Origin of the sequence: Nostoc flagelliforme FACHB-838 (assembly GCF_014698065.1) — a bacterium.
Classification (GTDB): Bacteria; Cyanobacteriota; Cyanobacteriia; order Cyanobacteriales; family Nostocaceae; genus Nostoc; species Nostoc flagelliforme_B.
The window spans coordinates 63,952-80,948 of the sequence record NZ_JACJSI010000029.1 but is presented as its reverse complement, the minus strand read 5'-3'; the positions used below and the strand labels follow the sequence as shown (position 1 = coordinate 80,948).

13 protein-coding genes and 1 pseudogene are annotated in these 16,997 nt (G+C 41.5%); 5 read left to right on the top strand and 9 right to left on the bottom strand.

Annotated features, from left to right (window positions below):
* A pseudogene (locus tag H6G97_RS52495) lies at positions 1-218 on the bottom strand (hypothetical protein); the annotation flags it as partial.
* Between the two features lie 562 nt (positions 219-780).
* On the opposite strand from H6G97_RS52495, the gene H6G97_RS16455 reads away from it, so the two are divergent.
* The 5 genes from H6G97_RS16455 to H6G97_RS16435 all read left to right on the top strand — a co-directional run bounded on the left by H6G97_RS16455 (position 781) and on the right by H6G97_RS16435 (position 6,138).
* Entirely contained in the window at positions 781-1,350 is a 570-nt protein-coding gene (locus tag H6G97_RS16455; protein ID WP_190941817.1) for a photosystem I assembly protein Ycf4, read from the top strand.
* A gap of 147 nt (positions 1,351-1,497) precedes the next feature.
* Positions 1,498-2,298, top strand: a complete 801-nt coding sequence (locus H6G97_RS16450; protein ID WP_190941816.1) for a peptidylprolyl isomerase — start codon at positions 1,498-1,500, stop codon at positions 2,296-2,298.
* Between the two features lie 74 nt (positions 2,299-2,372).
* Positions 2,373-3,515, top strand: coding sequence for a beta-ketoacyl-ACP synthase (locus H6G97_RS16445; protein ID WP_190941815.1), 1,143 nt, complete (start codon positions 2,373-2,375; stop codon positions 3,513-3,515).
* A 369-nt stretch (positions 3,516-3,884) separates the two neighbouring features.
* A complete protein-coding gene (locus H6G97_RS16440) occupies positions 3,885-5,174 on the top strand; it encodes a Glu/Leu/Phe/Val family dehydrogenase (protein ID WP_190941814.1) in 1,290 nt (429 codons plus the stop codon).
* Positions 5,175-5,577: 403 nt separating this feature from the next.
* On the top strand, positions 5,578-6,138 hold the full coding sequence (locus tag H6G97_RS16435; RefSeq protein ID WP_190941813.1) for an SH3 domain-containing protein: 561 nt from the start codon (positions 5,578-5,580) through the stop codon (positions 6,136-6,138).
* A gap of 245 nt (positions 6,139-6,383) precedes the next feature.
* On the opposite strand, the gene H6G97_RS16430 is transcribed toward H6G97_RS16435, so the two are convergent.
* The 8 genes from H6G97_RS16430 to H6G97_RS16395 all read right to left on the bottom strand — a co-directional run bounded on the left by H6G97_RS16430 (position 6,384) and on the right by H6G97_RS16395 (position 16,984).
* Entirely contained in the window at positions 6,384-7,505 is a 1,122-nt protein-coding gene (locus tag H6G97_RS16430) for a Gfo/Idh/MocA family protein (RefSeq protein ID WP_190941812.1), read from the bottom strand.
* Between the two features lie 822 nt (positions 7,506-8,327).
* Positions 8,328-9,425, bottom strand: coding sequence for an NAD(P)/FAD-dependent oxidoreductase (locus H6G97_RS16425; protein WP_190941811.1), 1,098 nt, complete (start codon positions 9,423-9,425; stop codon positions 8,328-8,330).
* A 2-nt stretch (positions 9,426-9,427) separates the two neighbouring features.
* The gene (locus H6G97_RS16420; protein WP_190941810.1) at positions 9,428-11,323 is read right to left on the bottom strand and encodes a ferritin-like domain-containing protein; all 1,896 of its coding nucleotides are present in this window, start codon (positions 11,321-11,323) and stop codon (positions 9,428-9,430) included.
* Entirely contained in the window at positions 11,316-12,638 is a 1,323-nt protein-coding gene (locus H6G97_RS16415; protein WP_190941809.1) for a radical SAM/SPASM domain-containing protein, read from the bottom strand. Before H6G97_RS16415 ends, H6G97_RS16420 begins: the two co-directional genes overlap by 8 nt.
* Positions 12,635-14,062, bottom strand: coding sequence for a hypothetical protein (locus H6G97_RS16410; RefSeq protein WP_190941808.1), 1,428 nt, complete (start codon positions 14,060-14,062; stop codon positions 12,635-12,637). Before H6G97_RS16410 ends, H6G97_RS16415 begins: the two co-directional genes overlap by 4 nt.
* A gap of 297 nt (positions 14,063-14,359) precedes the next feature.
* Positions 14,360-14,506: a hypothetical protein gene (locus H6G97_RS16405; RefSeq protein WP_190941807.1), complete on the bottom strand. Its 147-nt coding sequence runs from the start codon at positions 14,504-14,506 to the stop codon at positions 14,360-14,362.
* 283 nt (positions 14,507-14,789) lie between these two features.
* The gene (locus tag H6G97_RS16400) at positions 14,790-15,650 is read right to left on the bottom strand and encodes a glucose-1-phosphate cytidylyltransferase (protein WP_190941806.1); all 861 of its coding nucleotides are present in this window, start codon (positions 15,648-15,650) and stop codon (positions 14,790-14,792) included.
* 53 nt (positions 15,651-15,703) lie between these two features.
* A complete protein-coding gene (locus H6G97_RS16395; RefSeq protein WP_190941805.1) occupies positions 15,704-16,984 on the bottom strand; it encodes a methyltransferase domain-containing protein in 1,281 nt (426 codons plus the stop codon).
* Positions 16,985-16,997 lie beyond the last annotated feature (13 nt).

The window sequence follows — 16,997 nt, the reverse complement described above, 5'->3', positions numbered from 1 at the left end:
CAACCGCCTAGTGCTAGGAAGGCGCAGGGGAACAATAGTATCCCTGACCAACCTACGAATACGAAGCGATCGCGCTTGAGCCAGTCGTCTAAAACGTCAAACCACCCTCTACTAGGGGCGCGTCCAACTGCGATGGTCATCGGACTAAAATCCTCTTTTTTTACTAAAATTGCAACGTTTCTAAAGCAGTGCGGAGAGCCAGTGTAACCGACTGCCATGAGGAACTAACGTTTTTTTTGACAATCTCAACAGCATCAAAGCAACTGAGATTCTGAGAGCCTGCCGATTAGTGAAATCGGCATTTCTCTTTGTTTATGCCATTACACGTACCATCGGCTAGTAATCTAGCTTGTGGTAACTTAATGATTCTTAACTTATCACACTACTCAGGGTTTTTGCCTGATACACAGAAGCAAATGAGCTATGAAACACGAACCTTATAAATAATATGAATATCAGAAATTTTACAATTTGACACAAGTTTTCTCAGAAATCTAAAAAAAATTAATGCAGATGAACGTAATCTAGGTAATTTATTCCCAATAGGTCAAGAAGAGGCAAGGAGGGAGGAGCAAAGGAGCAGAGGGTTAGGGTAAAAAGAATTTTGAGCCATTGAGTAAAAAAAATTATGTATCGTACTTTAACAAATTATATGGGTAACAGCGACACGCAGGGGCGCAGTTGAGTTTTTATCAACAATCTTTGGTAAAATGCACACAAGCCCACACTCAATGCAAAAACATTTAGTGTGCGAGTATGTCACGGGGCAATGGTAGTTTAATGACGACATCAACAACGATTAACAAAGGCGATCGCCTCCTGCATCAAAATGTTCTCGGTTCTCGTCGGTTCAGTAACTACTGGTGGGCAACTATCGTTACCTTGGGAGCAAGCGGCTTTTTATTGGCTGGGGTATCCAGTTATTTAAAAGTTAATTTACTCATAGTTTCCGATCCAACTCAACTGGTATTTGTCCCCCAAGGATTGGTGATGGGGTTATATGGCACTGCTGGCTTGCTATTAGCCACATATCTGTGGCTAATAATTTTATGGGACGTGGGAGGCGGTTACAACGAATTTAATCAGGAAACTGGGACAATCAAAATCTTCCGTTGGGGATTTCCTGGTAAAAACCGCCGAATTGAGATTAATAGCCGCATAGAAGATGTGCAATCTGTGATCATAACCGTCAAAGAAGGTCTTAATCCCCGTCGCGCCCTCTATCTACGTATTAAGGGTCGGCGAGATATACCCTTAACACGGGTTGGACAACCGGTATCTTTAACAGAGTTGGAAACAGAAGGCGCAAAGTTAGCCCGCTTTTTAGAAGTTTCGCTAGAAGGGCTTTAAGGGATTGGCGAGAGACGCAATTAATTGCGTCTCTACTAGCGTAATGAATGGATGAGGAAGATGAGGGAGATGAGGGGACAAAGAAAATAACCAAGGCCCAATGTCTCTCAAAACGATAAGATACTCTGGTTAAATCAGTAACAGGCAATGCGGTTAAAAACTTCACAATTTTTGCTTTCTCTTGTGATCATCAGTGCCTTGATGTTGGGAGGATGTTCAACGCAGCAATTAGCTTCTAATCCATCTTCTCCAACCTCTACAGCTACCTCGACTACAAACGACACAGAAATTAAGACAACTACTGAAGCAACATCTGTATCTCAAACTAGTAGTGAGAGTATTCCTGGAATAACAGATTTACCAAGGCTCGAAGGCAAGGCTACTGTGGTGCTAACGGTTAAAGGTTCGCCGATTACTATTGAAGTAGACGGGACTGATGCCCCCATTACAGCTGGCAACTTCGTAGATTTAGTGCAAAAGGGTGTGTACGATGGTTTAGCTTTCCATCGAGTTGTGCGCGACCCCCAACCCTTTGTAGTTCAAGGGGGCGATCCCCAAAGCAAAGACCCGAAAGTTCCGGCAGATAGACTGGGAACTGGTAGCTATATTGATCCAAAAACGAGAAATGCTCGTTATATACCTTTAGAAGTTAAGGCGAAAGGTTCAGATACTCCGACTTACAATAAACCATTTGATGCTACTGCTCAAGCCGTAGTATTGCCCCATAAGTTGGGTGCAGTAGCGATGGCGCGATCGCAAGCACCAGATTCCGCTTCTGCTCAGTTTTACATTGCTTTAGCAGATTTGGCGTTCTTAGATGGTAATTACGCCGTGTTTGGCAATGTCACTCAAGGCTTTGATGTAGTGAACAAAATTAAGCAAGGCGATCGCATTGACTCTGCTAAAGTTACCCAAGGTGCTGAAAATCTGAAAATACCAGGGCAGTAGGAAGAGAGCAGGGGGAGCAGGGGAGGCAGAGGAAGCAGGGGGAGAATAACTACCAACCCTAACTCCTAAATTTAGTGAAAGTTCTTGTCACTGGTATTGGTCTTGTTTCCGCCTTGGGTGGAAGCTTAGAGGATAGCTGGCAAAATTTGCTAGCAGGGAAATCTGGAATTAAGTTACATCAACCATTTCCAGAACTTAAACCACTTCCTCTAGGTTTAATTGCTCAACAACCATCTGAGTTGACAATGTTAACTCAGATGGTTGTTTCTTCTGCTTTGCAAGATGCTGGGTTAGTTCCACCTTTAGCTGATTGTGCTGTAGTTATTGGATCGAGTCGCTCTTATCAAGCATCTTGGGAGAGGCTGGCGCGGCAAATGTATAAAGATACGGAAAATTTGCCCGTTTCTGATTTTGAAAATTGGTTAGATATATTACCTCATATCAATGCGATCGCAGCTGCAAGACAAATCGGTGCATCTGGAATGGTTTTAGCACCAATGGCAGCTTGTGCAACTGGAATTTGGGCGATCACTCAAGCAGCTTTGCTTATCCAAACTGGGCAATGTCAACAGGCGATCGCTGGCGCAGTGGAAGCGCCGATTACACCCCTAACTTTAGCTGGGTTTCAGCAGATGGGTGCTTTGGCGAAAACTGGGGCTTATCCCTTTGATTTGCATCGAGAAGGCTTAGTGTTAGGCGAAGGCGCAGCTGTGTTTATCTTAGAATCAGCAGAGTTGGCAAAACAGCGTCAGGCAAAAGTGTATGGTGAAATTCTCGGTTTTGGCTTGACTAACGACGCGTATCATGGTAACTCACCAGAACCTGAAGGCAGAAGTGCGATCACTGCCATCAAACAATGTCTAGAACGTAGTTGTCTGATACCAAGCGATATCGATTATATTCATGCTCATGGCACAGCTACCCAGCTAAATGACCAGATGGAAAGCATGGTAATCCAGCGTTTGTTTCCCCAAGGGGTAGCAGTTAGTTCCACTAAAGGAAGCACAGGTCATACACTAGGGGCATCTGGAGCTTTAGGTGTAGCTTTTTCTCTCATGGCATTAAAGCATCAAATATTACCACCCTGTGTAGGATTGCAGCAGCCAGAGTTTGACTTAGATATCGTGACAGCAGCACGTTTAAGTAAAATTCGGCAGGTATTATGTTGCAGTTTTGGGTTCGGGGGACAGAATGCTGCGATCGCATTAGCAAGGTAAAAACTAGTAGTCTGTCCCATTAATTTTGAGGGATAAGAGAACGAACCGCAAAGAGCGCATTCGCGCAGCGTCTCGTAAGAGTTGGACGCAAAGTATAAGAAGGAAAGAAGAGAAGTTAAAATTTGATTCACCTATCAGAATTAATGGGACAGACCACTAGTGGGTTCATCTATAGCTAAAAAAATATCCAACTATTTATTGTGGGATGGGCATCTCGCTCGTTCGATAAACCACTAATTTGCACATATCAGAAGATAAAATATAAAACTGTAACAAAAACTACAAAATTTCTATTTTCCCCAAAAAAAGGATAAGCTAAATACAGATGATATCCGGTTCGTAAAGATACCGCGATTAGGAGAAAATTTTATGATTTCAAAATCTCTGTTGCTGTCAGAACCTGCTTCTCCAGCGCATATATGCCCATTTGACCAAGCCTGTAGTTACTTAGAAGCGGCAGCTAAAGAATTAAATTTAAATCAGGGTTTGCTAGAAATTCTTAGCCACCCGCGTAAGGTTGTCACAGTTTCCATTCCTGTGAAACTAGATAATGGGGAAATACAAGTTCTCGCTGGACACCGGGTGCAGCACTCTGATGTCTTAGGCCCATACAAAGGCGGAATCCGTTACCATCCGGCTGTGACACTGCGCGAAGTATCCGCTCTAGCAATGTTGATGACCTGGAAATGCGCCTTGTTAGGTATTCCTTACGGTGGTGGAAAGGGTGGCATTGCTATAGATCCCAAACGCTACAGTGTTGGTGAATTAGAGCGAATCAGCCGCCGTTATATCAGTGAGTTGATTAAAGATATTGGGCCTTCCGTAGATATTCCTGCGCCAGATATGGGTACTTCTGCCCGTGAAATGGCTTGGATGATGGACACCTACTCTGTAAATGTTGGTCATGCTGTACCAGGAGTTGTAACTGGAAAACCCCTTTCTATTGGTGGTTCTCTGGGACGAGAAATGGCAACCGGACGTGGCACGATGATTATTGTCCGTGAGGCGCTAGCAGATCGAGGTAAATCTTTGGCAGGAGCGCGAGTAGCCATTCAGGGTTTCGGTAACGTCGGCTGTGCCGCAGCGGAATTACTATATGAAGCAGGCGCAAAAATTATCGCTGTTTCAACTGGTGCTGGGGGAATATTCTCCGAAGTTGGTCTCGATATTCCCAAGTTAAAAGTCTACGCTACTGAAAATTGCAAGAGTATTGTGGGTTTCCCGCAATCTGTACCAATTAGCAATGCAGATTTATTAACTTTACCCTGTGATGTATTAATACCAGCGGCTTTGGAGAACCAAATCACTAAAGAAAATGTGAATCAGGTGCAGGCGCAGATTGTCGCAGAAGCAGCTAACGGCCCGGTTACTCTTGAGGCTAACTTGGCATTAGAGGCGCGGGGTGTGACAGTGTTACCAGATATTTTGGCAAATGCTGGCGGTGTAGTAGTCAGTTATTTGGAGTGGGTGCAGGGTCTTTCTTACGTATTTTGGGATGAGGAGCGCGTCAACCGCGAAATGGAGCATTTGATGGTACAAGCGTACCGCAAGGTGATTCACCAGTCGGAGATACGGCAAATTTCTTTAAGGTTAGCAGCTTACACATTGGGGGTAGGTAGAGTGGCTCAGGCGCTGACTGATAGAGGCCTTTATCCTTAAGTTTTTATACTTAGTTGTTCATTAGGCAGAATAGATCATTGGCGGTAGTAATTTTACTCGATCCGCCATTGATTTATCTGCCTTATTTTCTTGAGCGATCGCGACAAGATAACTAGTACTAAATGTCTTTGATATTACAATAATAAGCTTAGTACATATAGTAAGCAAACTTAAAAAAACGCGTTATTAATTCTTCAAACAACTTTTTGATTACTCACGCGTTTTTTTGCAACACAACCTTCTTCACCAACGTCATTTATTATAAATAGAACTTATATCAATTAACTGTGAGATTGCTCCAGAGTTTGGGGTTTAAGTCGCAAGCCTGACCAAGCTTAATTTTGTGCAGATTCACAAAGAATTGGTATTAGCAATCATTGGTTTTAGACTGAGAATTTTAATTATGAAAATATTTTTTGACTGGCAAAAAACCTTAGCAATAACTGCAACACTTTCCTTGACGCTGACAGCATATCCGGCTGGCTCTACTATTCCTACATCACTCCAACATTCAAGTAAATACCAACTTGTACAGACCCCAGATAACTGTCGCCGAGTTGAGACTGATGGTGATAATCTTAATATCCGATCTAGTCCAGATGGTGCAATTATTGGAACATTGCGTAATTACTCACTTGTAATTATTGAAAATACCAATTCTTCAAGTAGCTGGGTGCCAATATCATCACCACAGTCTGGCTATGTATCTGCCGCTTATCTCAAGCAATGTGGACAGCCAGTACCTCCCTCACAAACAACTTCTCAAACAGATAACTGTCGCAAAATTTTTGTAGGAGGAGTTCTACGTGTAAGGCAAGAACCCTCAATTAACAGTCCTATTCTTGGAGTTCTGCAAAGTGGTCAGCAAGTAACAATTAAAAATCGTGGAAAAGATGGTTGGGTACCAATTTCATCCCCTGCAAATGGATATATTCCTTCAATAGTCCTCAGCAGTTGTACATAGATTATAAATTAACGCCGTGTGCAACTTTTACTCAAACCTAACCCCTCACCATTAATCGCCATCTACTAGGGAATCTACGGTGTATATACAAGTCGAAAAAAGCTAGGTTTCCTCATTGTTCTTTTGTTCCTACGCTCTGCATGGGAATAACTAGTTAGGGGCTGCTGTTTCCAGCCAGACATTGAGTCAGCAGCACACATGAAGCATTCCCATGCAGAGCATTTAAACATCTTCTTCAACCAAATTTACGACTGCCCAGAAGGTGCAGCAGCATGAATCAAGTCTGGCTTCTCGTCACTAGGAGGACGCTCAATAGTTTGATCCGATGTGGGACGTTGATGGCGATCGCTAGTTTGGATCTGCACAGGTTTACCCGTCTCAATTGACTGGTAAAGCGCTTGAATGATAGCAACATCAATCAGTCCTTCCGTCCCAGATGGCTCTGGGTCTTTATCTTCGAGAATACAATCAGAGAAGTAGGTAAATTCTGCCGCTAATTGATCGTGATCCTCAAAGGTACGCTCTTGAGTTTCACCATTAATTGTCAGGTAGTGCTTCAGTTCTCCCTGCCAAGGATAAGCAGGTTTTACTCGTAAATCGCCTTGAGTACCTACAATCTGATAGGTTGAAACACTTGCAGATCCAAAGCTACAGGTAAATGTTGCTAACCGCTCATTGGGGAAACGCAAGATAACGCTAGCCATTTCTTCCACTTCGCTGAAGCGTTGTTCTCCCTTATTGGCAGCTACAGCAAATACTTCAATTGGTTCATCTTGAAATAGATAACGTGCAGCATTAATGCAGTAGATGCCAATATCATAAAGTGTGCCACCACCTGTTACATCTCGTAAACGAATATTGCCCTCTTCTACTTGCTGAGTAAAAATCGAGTTGAAAATTCGTGGTTCACCAATTTGCTTTGAGCGGACAATTTCGACTGCTTGTAAGTTGGCTTCTTCTAAATGTAAACGGTAGGCAATCATCAGCTTCACATTGTTGTCATTGGCAGCTTTAATCATTGCCTCACACTCTTGTTCAGTTATTGCCATCGGCTTCTCACATAACACATGAATTGCCTGATTAGCAGCCCGCACAGTGTAGTCACAATGCAAGTGATTGGGTAGCGCAATATAAACTGCATCCACTTCGCCACTTGCCAGACAGTCTTCATATTCCTCGTAGGAGTAAGTATGCTGAATGCCATACTTTTTGCTCAATTCTTCGTTTTTAATAGGGTCATCTGAAACCAGTGCCACTAATTCTGAGTTGTCGGCGTGGGCAAAGGAAGGTAAGGCAGCTTCTTGGGCAAACCAACCTAAACCAACAACAGCGTAGCGAATTTTGCGTTTATCATTTGTAGCAATCATTATCTACTCCCTAATGAATACTTTTGTAACTTTCATACACTAATTACGTGCAAATCATGGCTAACTGTTTATGCAAGCTTTAGACGATGTTTTAAAAGTGATTGGCTGTAATTTTAGGCATTTGTTGATCCCCCCAACCCCCCTTAAAAAGGGGGGCAAACTTTTTCAAAGTCCCCCTTTTTAAGGGTATTGAGGGGGATCTAAAACGTTTTTATACCGGACAGAGGAGTTTTAAAACATCCTTATTAGGAAAAAATTGCATTATTACATTTTTCCCCTCAGCAATAATCAATTTATAGGGTTAAGAGTTTGGAGGTTAATGAATGTGATCTCGTATATTCTCAATGACTTGGTAAATTAAAACCTCATTCTTTCAGTAAGCTTTAGTTTAGACTTAAGGAATATTTGTGTTATTACACCCTAACTGAAATTCCTAACCTCAGCATGATGGATACTGAGTATATAACGTTAGCAGCCCAAGGCTACGATTCAAAACTTGAATGCCAGTTGAAAATTCTCACACATTTGGTGCAGCCTCACAAAAAAGTGGTAGAAGTCGTAAACGTAACTAAGCTCTTTTGTATTTTATATTACAAAAAACAACGAACAAATACTTGGTATATATGGCAACTGAACTCCATAAACAAGGTACTGTAATGGTTTAATTTCCAATAATCTTGTCTAGTATTTTTATGTTGACTAGACTGTAATTAACCAAATGCCTCTGATGATTCACCATTGGGTGCAGTTCAGAATCTGGCTTCTATCGTGTAATATAGAATTGCCCTAAACGAAACTTGAGCAGTCTTTAATAGAAATAAATTATATATTTTCTGATTTTACGAATTGAAAACCTTTTAACGTATAAGTAAAATCTTTATTTTTAGTTTGTTGCAATAGTTCTTGTGCTTTCCGCATTTTCTCAATCTCCCTTTGCCAAAGTAATGAGGTAAATGCTTTCAAATAATATTGAAAACATTGTTGAATATGAGCGTCAAAAGCTTTTTGTAATCTCAGAGAGTAGTGTTCCAGACAGTCACTACTGCTTAAACCAGAAGCAACACCATCTATGATACTCGTTGCTAGGATTGCACCTCTAATAGCGTACCCTGTGCCATCGCCGCTAATCGGGTCTACAGAGAAAGAAGCATCTCCTACAGCAAGCCATTGATTTCCACAAAAAGGCTGTAAAATTTGGGGAAAAGCCGCAAAAATCGCTAACGAGCCTGAGAACTGGGAAATACAGTCTTGAATATAGCGTGTTTGTTTAAGTAAGTTTATAAAAATTGATGCAGGTTCTCCTGAAAGTAGGGGAACCATAATTTGAAGTATTGCTTTGTTGTCACCTAATGGAGCCAAAAATAACCAACCTTCTGATACAGTTTCAATCCAGTAAATATCTTCTTCAACCAAGTTAGTCAGCCTAACTTCTTGAGAAAGTATGCATCGATTTCCAAAACTATGACGATGGCCTGCTCCTAATTTTTGGGCGATCGCAGATTGACGACCACCCGCGTCAATAATCCAAGTAAATTCACTTTGGCGCTCAAGTAAATTATCTATACTGACTGTTACTTCCTGAAATTGAACTTGATTGTGGTGTTTGTCTAATAAATGTTCCCAAAGGCGGTCTCTTAAGGAGTTACCATTAATAACGGCACTTGGTTCAGCTATACTTAAAACGCTGCCATCGTTTCCCCAGCATACTTTACGTTCTTGGAGAAGATGCAAACTATTCCAAAAACTAGAATTTAGTTGCCAAATATCTTGCAGAAGATTGCAGGTTATCTGATTGAGAATTAGAGTTGGGGAAAAAAATTGATGTTTACCCCATATTTCTATTTCCCAGCCACGATTTGCTAGCAGACGGGCGCAAGATAACCCAGCAATACCATTACCAATAATTAGAACTTTTTGCATTACTAATCTGCATCTTCTTCAATCAATTGATGTATGCGTTGAAATAGTTCTTCATTGATACGTTGTTGACGTTCAGCTAGATCGTGTTCCGTGAAATCGCTAGTCTCTTTCACCTCTGTAATAGCAGCTGCGGTTTCTGTAAAAAGAGTATTCATGCGATCGCTAGCATTCCCACGAGTCATGGTGGTTGTAACTGTTGTAGGTAGCTTAAATCTAGCTCTTACACCTTTACTCGCCATATAGTGATTGGTTTCGTGCAGGTTGAACATAGCACGGCGCGATTGTTCCAGCACCATTCCTCCAGCGCGATCGCCTAAAGCAAAGCTCACCTGAAGCGCCCCTAATAAAACACTATAATTCTGATCGCTTAGTTTTTGTAAGCTAGCTAATTGCGTTCCTGATTGAGGATTTTTTAAAGGTCGAAGATAGGAATCAGGGGAAATTCCCGCTAAGTGCTTCTGAACAGATAAAAACCGCTTGTAATGATTTTCTCCTTCATCAATAATCAGCTTGATCAAAGGTAGTAACCGTTCTCGTTCGGGAAATTGTTCTGGTTGACGATCAATACTAGTCAGTAAACGAACATACATCCCATCAAGTCCTTGTCCAGCTGACTGACTAGGCTTTTCCACATCAATAAACCATTGCAATTGTTCTGGTGTGAGCCTCTCAAGCTCAAAAGGTCGGTTAAAATTTCGTCCAATCAATTGCGCTCGTCCTAGAGAAGGAGGTTGTTGCATTAGATCGAGCGCCTCATTTACCCAACGAAGATGACGCATTTCATCAACTGCAATTAGAAAAACTTCATTGGCTGCGGCAAAAATTCGGCGCGTTTGTTCGTCTACACCTGATTCAGGTAAACGCATGGGTGCGTTTACCGAATAGTGAGCATAGAGATATTCAACACATAAAGCGTGTTCGACTGTAGTGAGATAGCGTAACTCATCGATAACTTGTTGCCTAGTCATCAACTGAGTTATAGGTGGCCCAGGCGGTGGTATAAACTGTTCGCTTTCGCGATCGTTCAGCACAACTGGGAGTTGATTCCAAACTCCTTCAATTAGTTCAGCATAATCTAATTCTTGTTCTCGTTGCCATTGTGCCAAAACTTCTGATGGTTGCGGTGTGATATTGCGATCTCTCCGTTGAAAATTTAAATAGGGTTGTTGTCCATCTCCACTGGTAACTATATCAGGCTTACTTGCAGCCCAATAAAAGCAACCACAATCGCGGAAATCATATTGCCAGGGCGAACAAAGACTGCGAGTCAGATCGCCAGGTTGATAAACATCTACGTCAATTACGCCGTTTTCATCTAAGTATTGAGCGCGTTGACCCACTAACACAGCAATCTGAAGCCTACCATTATCATCACGCTGGAGTAAACTTTCTCCCGAATCATAAATCTGATCTAATTGTCGGCTCAAACCCAAGCTAGGCGTTAGTATACTGCCTGGTGAAGGGCCAAGTACGATCGCGATTCGTCCGGGAATTAAGTCATGGACGCGCCGCCAAACTTCCAATCCATCTAACCCATTGAAAAAGAATACGGGTGGATCTGCTTCGCTTTGACTAGTAGAATATCTGCCCACTAATGCCCATAAATAGAGAGGGGGATTATTGTCGGCATCGGTTAATCCCTGTTGGCTTGGCGCACCATTGGCTAATATTTGATGTAAAATTGCCCCATCAGAACGATGAAACTCAAAAATCAAACCAGGGAAAAAAGCTTTATCGAGATTGCGCTGATCGAATTCTAGCCCTGGATAACAGTTATCAACACCACTTTCAAGTCTGGTATTGCTGGGATTACCGCCTACCGAATAGTCAGCCCGTGCAGTCAAATTGCGAGGAAAAATTTTCCATTCAATCGGATCTTGAGCAGTAGCATCACTCATAGAAACCTCCATAACTGTGTTCAGTCAGGTTTATTTGTTGATTAAAATATTCAGGACGAATGGTAGATAGTTCAACATAAGCACTCAAACAAAAATCTAACCATCCTCGAATATAGTCACAGCCAATCCGCCCTCGGCGAGAGACTTCATGATAACAACCACCGCCACACAAATATCTAGCCCAGCAGCCTTTACAAGGCTCGATATAATCTACATGATTGCGAGTTAAATGATTTGCCCGCGCTTGCATATCTGAACCTTCCCAAATGCTACCCATAGCAAACTGAGGATCGTCAATTAAACGATGACAAGCAAATAATTTACCTTCTGCATTCGTACTTAAATAGGCTGCACCTGCACCACAAGGATAGGGTCGATGGCTACCACGATGGATTTCTTGTAATGCAATTTCAAAATTACTAAAAGGATAGGAACTACCAGCTTTGATTTGTTGCAAAGCTTTTTGTCCGCAAGCGATCGCTTGTTGCAATAAGAGAGTAAAGTCTTCGAGTGCAAAAGCCAGACTTGGATCGGGTGAAACTAAGACAACAGCAAAACCAACTTCATCAAAACCTAAGCTAATAACATGATCGAGGATTGGCAATAGTTCTCCTGTTTTAGGAGTAACTGTAATGCGGGCTGCTAGATGTCGCGGTTTGCCGTAGCGATTCAGTAATGCTAATCCTTTCTGTAAACACTCGTAACTACTAGAACCATTATTCATGGCTCGAATGGCATCATTTTGTTCACGATTCCCGTCAACACTGATGGCTACAGTAAAGGGAAACTCGGCAAATAGTTCAGCATCTTCCTTTTGCAGCAATGTCCCATTAGTAGTAATGGAAAAACGCATCTGACGATTAGCAGCTTGAGCCGCTTGAGCAGCATAGCGAGTAGTTTCGTGGACTACACGACGGTTAAGCAAAGGCTCTCCCCCCATATAACCGATAACTAGTCCTACTGTTGGATCTGATTCTGCAATTAAGCGATCAACTGTTGCCTTAGCTACATCTAGACTCATCAGGCGGGCGTGACCGCCAAACTTACCTGTATCTGCATAGCAGTAACTACAGGACATATTACACGCCTGAGCAACATTGAGAGAAATTGAGGCAAGAGGAGGAGGGGTAAGGGGTTGACCATCGATGTATTGAGAGAATGAATCTAAGGGAAAAGAGTCCACCTCTGACCAAGATTGTTCCAGACGATTAGCAACCTCTGGAGCCAAGTCGTAAATCCGACTGCCATCTACGACGAATAAATGAGAGCCTATGACACTTTTGAATAAGCGTAGTTCTGTGTCAGGATGTTTCATGATCCTGCCTCCGCATCTCGACGCAAACGATTTGCCCATGCTACTAGTAAGTCATACTGCCGTCGAGTTATGTGCATGGGATATCGATCGGAACCGCGCATCAGTGCTGGCATTTTGCGGTCATAATAGCGATCGCCAATCATTGGTTCACGAATCCACTGAGCGATGAGTTCGGGATTTTCCCGCAATCTATCTTCAAATATTTCTAGAGAGACAAAACGTCGATGTCGCTGACGACCAAATTCTGTTAAGGGTAAGGGTCGTCCGAGAATTTGTTCTATCTGAGGAAAGGCTTTAGCTTCTGCGGCATTTTCCGATAATCCTTGGGCTAGAGCAATGTTACGGTTTTCACTCCGAATCCGGTCGTTTTGAAAGTCTAAATTCATTCCCTCCATCGTTTCTAAAACTCGTTCCAGCAGATCCCCAACTTCTGCGGTGGTGAGATTCATGTCTGCAACATAGTCTAGTTCAAACACCCTTTGTCGAGAGACGCGATCGCTCAATCCATCTGCTAGCGAGGTAAGAGGACGGCGATCGGGTGCATAATCTGGTGGGCCGACGACTATGCGACCAATAGCCTTTAAACCTTGAACAGAACAAGTAATAATCCCATCACAAACATCATCTACCAAACCAAGACTAATTCCCGTGTCGTCTTCTGTGGCAAATAATCCACCTGGATTAGTGCGAGGATCGTCGCCCAAAGAAAACTGACACCAAACTGATTCTGGATTTAAAATCAAGCGTTCTGGAGGAAGCTGGAAGTTTTGCCAGGCTGAATTGCTAATGCGCTGTCTGAGTGCATCTAATCGCTGTTGTAGATTAGTTGGGCCATACACAGCCCCTATAGCTGGGGTAAAACGCAAGCGAATTTCTGGAAACTCATCATTGGGAAGAGTAAGCTGCATACTGCCCAATGGCACAGGATTAGCAGCAGTCGCTAGTGGTGAGCCATCAGTCGGAGAAATGCCCCCTAAAACTTGTTTGGTTGTCACATCACCTGTAAGTTCAACTGTCGCAACAAGGCGATCGCTATTCGCCAAAGTGTAGTGAAAGGGTTTAAGATTGGCGACTTCTACTTTCCATTGCAAATCCCTGGTTGTCAGTCCAAATTTTGCCAAAACTTCAGGGGTAATTGCTCCTTCTTGTAACCCTGTCTCTGTTCTCCATTGTCCGTGTAGTTCAAAGAAAGGACAGACAGGTTTAAATCCTTGTGCGTCTTTAAAAGAAATTTCTGTAGGTACGCTAGCTGTCACCGTACCATCTGCTGCTACACGGAGAGTTTGGGCAGGTTTAATAGTGGTTTTGCCAGTGCCGCGCGGTCGTAGGTCATCTGCACTCCAGGTAAAATTATCGCAAGGAGTAGTAGATGTTCCCAAACGAGCGATCGCTAAAGGTGGATATAGCCATAATTTCTCAATCATTGCCATTCCTCTCAAAACTTGAGAAAGGTTCTAAATTCTATTGGAAGCAACATGATACCAAGCACAACGAAATAGGCATTTGGAATACTTGCACCTTTAAGAATAATCAAAGGCAGCTTCAACAGGGCCTGTTAAGTATTACCCAACTTGCAGGAGTCTTAAATCAATATGTTGCCTATATAAAATATCATGCACTTATTTGCTAGCTGAAGCAATTAGTAAATAAATTACTAGAAAATTCATTTAACTTTATAAAAACAAATAGCCTTTACCTTTAGCTGCGCCGACACAAATGTTCTACTTCCGAGAAACGATATTATTATAGAGAATGGCAACTTGTGCGCGAGCGTCATAGACGATTAATGCCTGATTGGCAGCGTTAATAGTAAACTTTACACTCAACTTACCCAAAGAATCTTTATGCCTAAATTCTAATCTAGGCATTTACTTTACCACTGTCAATCCAATCACTGCAAAGCCGTAATCGATTAATACATTGCACTGGGCATTTTTAGGAGCGCCACTTTGATTCTGTTATATTCAAGCTAAAGTAATTCCTCTGACTAAAAGCTTAGAAGAGGGTAACAAGCAAAACACCATAGCGCTCCTTGTTCTGCCAACCTAATTGCCACAGTTTGTTATGATGGCGATCGCAGCTTAATTTCCGCACCTTTTTTATGGTGACTTGTACTTACTATATCTACTGTTCTGTTAAAGAAATTGGTAGTTATCCTTGAGCAAAAGTTACTGGTACAGAATCATTTGTAAAATGATTAACGCGGCTATATTCTAAAGCTTTTTCCTCCTTTTTAAGAAGTTTCCATACTGCCCAAGGAGCGTTACCTTGACAATACATATCATCTAATTGCTGCTGCTCTTTGAAAGTATCCATACACGCCCAAAAGCCGTTATATTTATAAGCTAGTAGTTGTTGGTTTTTAATTAGTCTTTGAAATGGTTCAAGTACCAATTCTTCTCCGGCTTCAATATATTTAAAGATGTCTTTATTAAACACAAAGAAGCCGCCATTTATCCTAATACCAGCTTGCTGAACACTTTGGATATCATTTACTAATCCATTTTCTTGTGTTGAAACTAAATGAAAACTTTGCGATGGTTTGACACACAGAAAACTGGCTATTTTGTTATGTCTATAAAAGTCATCAATTAAGTCAGGTAAATGTAAATCTGTTAAGCCGTCGCTATAATTGACTAAAAAGGACTCTTCTCCTTCTAAGTATTTTTCAACTGCCTTGAACCTTTGACCTATGTTTGAAGTCAAGCCTGTATCAACAAAAGTAATATTCCAATCTTCAATGTCACTATTTACGAGTTGAATTTTTCTGCCTCCTTCCTGTAAAGTAAAATCATTGGAAACACATTCATCATAATGGAGAAAATAATTTTTGATGACATCTGCTTTATAACCGAGGCACAAAATAAAATCTTTGTGTCCATAGTGAGCATAGTATTTCATCACATGCCACAAGATTGGTCTGTAGCCGATATGAACCATTGGCTTAGGAATATTAGTGGACAATTCTCTTAATCTTGTTCCTAAACCACCGCAAAATAAAACTACTTTCATTGTAATTTCCTTTGGTATTAATAAATCAGATTAAATTCCAGTTGCTTTCTTGCTCAAGCATAAACATTGACTTCGGGAATCGGGACTACAAATTTCCCACCCCAATCACGTACATACGACATCTGAGACATTACTTCATTTTTCAGATTCCAAGGTAAAATCAACAGATAATCTGGCTTAGTTTCTTGAATTTTATCTGGATGAAAGATTGGGATATGAGTACCTGGTAAAAATTTACCTTGTTTGAAGGGATTTCGGTCTACAGTGTAATCAAGGAAATCTTCTCTAATTCCACAATAATTCAAAAGAGTGTTACCTTTACCAGGAGCGCCGTAACCAACGATTGATTTTCCTTGCCGTTTAGCTGCAATTAAAAATTCCAAAAGTTGAAACTTGGTTTCCTTCACCTTTTCAGCAAAAGAAAAATAACTTTCTATGTTGCTAAACCCTGCTGCTTCTTCTCTTACTCTTAATTCCTTTACCTGCTGACTGATAGATTTAGAATTATTGTCTACATGGCAAGCATAAATTCTCAGAGAACCACCATGTGTAGACAGTTCTTCTACATCAAAGATAGTTAAATTGTGAGCAGCAAAAATCTTCTCTACTGTGAGTAAGGATAAGTAAGAAAAGTGTTCGTGATAAATAGTATCAAATTGGTTTCCCTCTATTAGTCGCATTAAATGAGGAAATTCCATAGTAATGACACCTTCAAACTTAATTAAAATCTTACAGCCTGCGACAAAATCGTTGATATCAGGTACATGAGCAAGCACATTGTTGCCTATTAATAAATCTGCTTGCTTGCCATTAGCAGCTAATTCATCTGCTGTGTTTTGTCCAAAGAACTTGACAGTTGTAGGAATGCCTTTTGTGATAGCTACCTCAGCGACATTAGCTGCTGGTTCTATACCCAAGACAGGTATTTCTTTTGATACAAAATACTGCAATAAGTAACCATCATTACTAGCTATTTCTACTACTTGGCTTGAGGAGTTAAGTCCAAAGCGATTTATTACTTTTTCGGTATAATCTTTGGCATGTTGTAGCCAAGAATCAGAGTAAGACGAAAAATAGGCATAGTGGCTGAAGATATCTTGCGGACTAACATATTCTTGAAGTTGAACTAAAAAACAGCGATCGCACACGTAGACATGCAGTGGATAAAAGGGTTCCATTTGGTTTAGCTGTTCTGCTGTCACGTAACTTTCACACAGTGGTGACATTCCCAAATCCACAAAGGTGTGCTCTAAGGTTGTCCCACAAAATCGACAGTTACAACGATTTACGCTTGTACTATTTTGTACAGAGGTTTGCAAACTTGTCGTAGTCATTTATTTTTTAGCT

Bases quoted from the DNA above. Each gene is read 5' to 3' on its own strand.
- H6G97_RS16455 (WP_190941817.1), top strand. From the start codon at position 781: ATGACGACATCAACAACGATTAACAAAGGCGATCGCCTCCTGCATCAA.
- H6G97_RS16450 (WP_190941816.1), top strand. From the start codon at position 1,498: ATGCGGTTAAAAACTTCACAATTTTTGCTTTCTCTTGTGATCATCAGT.
- H6G97_RS16440 (WP_190941814.1), top strand. From the start codon at position 3,885: ATGATTTCAAAATCTCTGTTGCTGTCAGAACCTGCTTCTCCAGCGCAT.
- H6G97_RS16435 (WP_190941813.1), top strand. From the start codon at position 5,578: ATGAAAATATTTTTTGACTGGCAAAAAACCTTAGCAATAACTGCAACA.
- H6G97_RS16430 (WP_190941812.1), bottom strand. From the start codon at position 7,505: ATGATTGCTACAAATGATAAACGCAAAATTCGCTACGCTGTTGTTGGT.
- H6G97_RS16425 (WP_190941811.1), bottom strand. From the start codon at position 9,425: ATGCAAAAAGTTCTAATTATTGGTAATGGTATTGCTGGGTTATCTTGC.
- H6G97_RS16420 (WP_190941810.1), bottom strand. From the start codon at position 11,323: ATGAGTGATGCTACTGCTCAAGATCCGATTGAATGGAAAATTTTTCCT.
- H6G97_RS16415 (WP_190941809.1), bottom strand. From the start codon at position 12,638: ATGAAACATCCTGACACAGAACTACGCTTATTCAAAAGTGTCATAGGC.
- H6G97_RS16410 (WP_190941808.1), bottom strand. From the start codon at position 14,062: ATGATTGAGAAATTATGGCTATATCCACCTTTAGCGATCGCTCGTTTG.
- H6G97_RS16405 (WP_190941807.1), bottom strand. From the start codon at position 14,506: ATGCCTAGATTAGAATTTAGGCATAAAGATTCTTTGGGTAAGTTGAGT.
- H6G97_RS16400 (WP_190941806.1), bottom strand. From the start codon at position 15,650: ATGAAAGTAGTTTTATTTTGCGGTGGTTTAGGAACAAGATTAAGAGAA.
- H6G97_RS16395 (WP_190941805.1), bottom strand. From the start codon at position 16,984: ATGACTACGACAAGTTTGCAAACCTCTGTACAAAATAGTACAAGCGTA.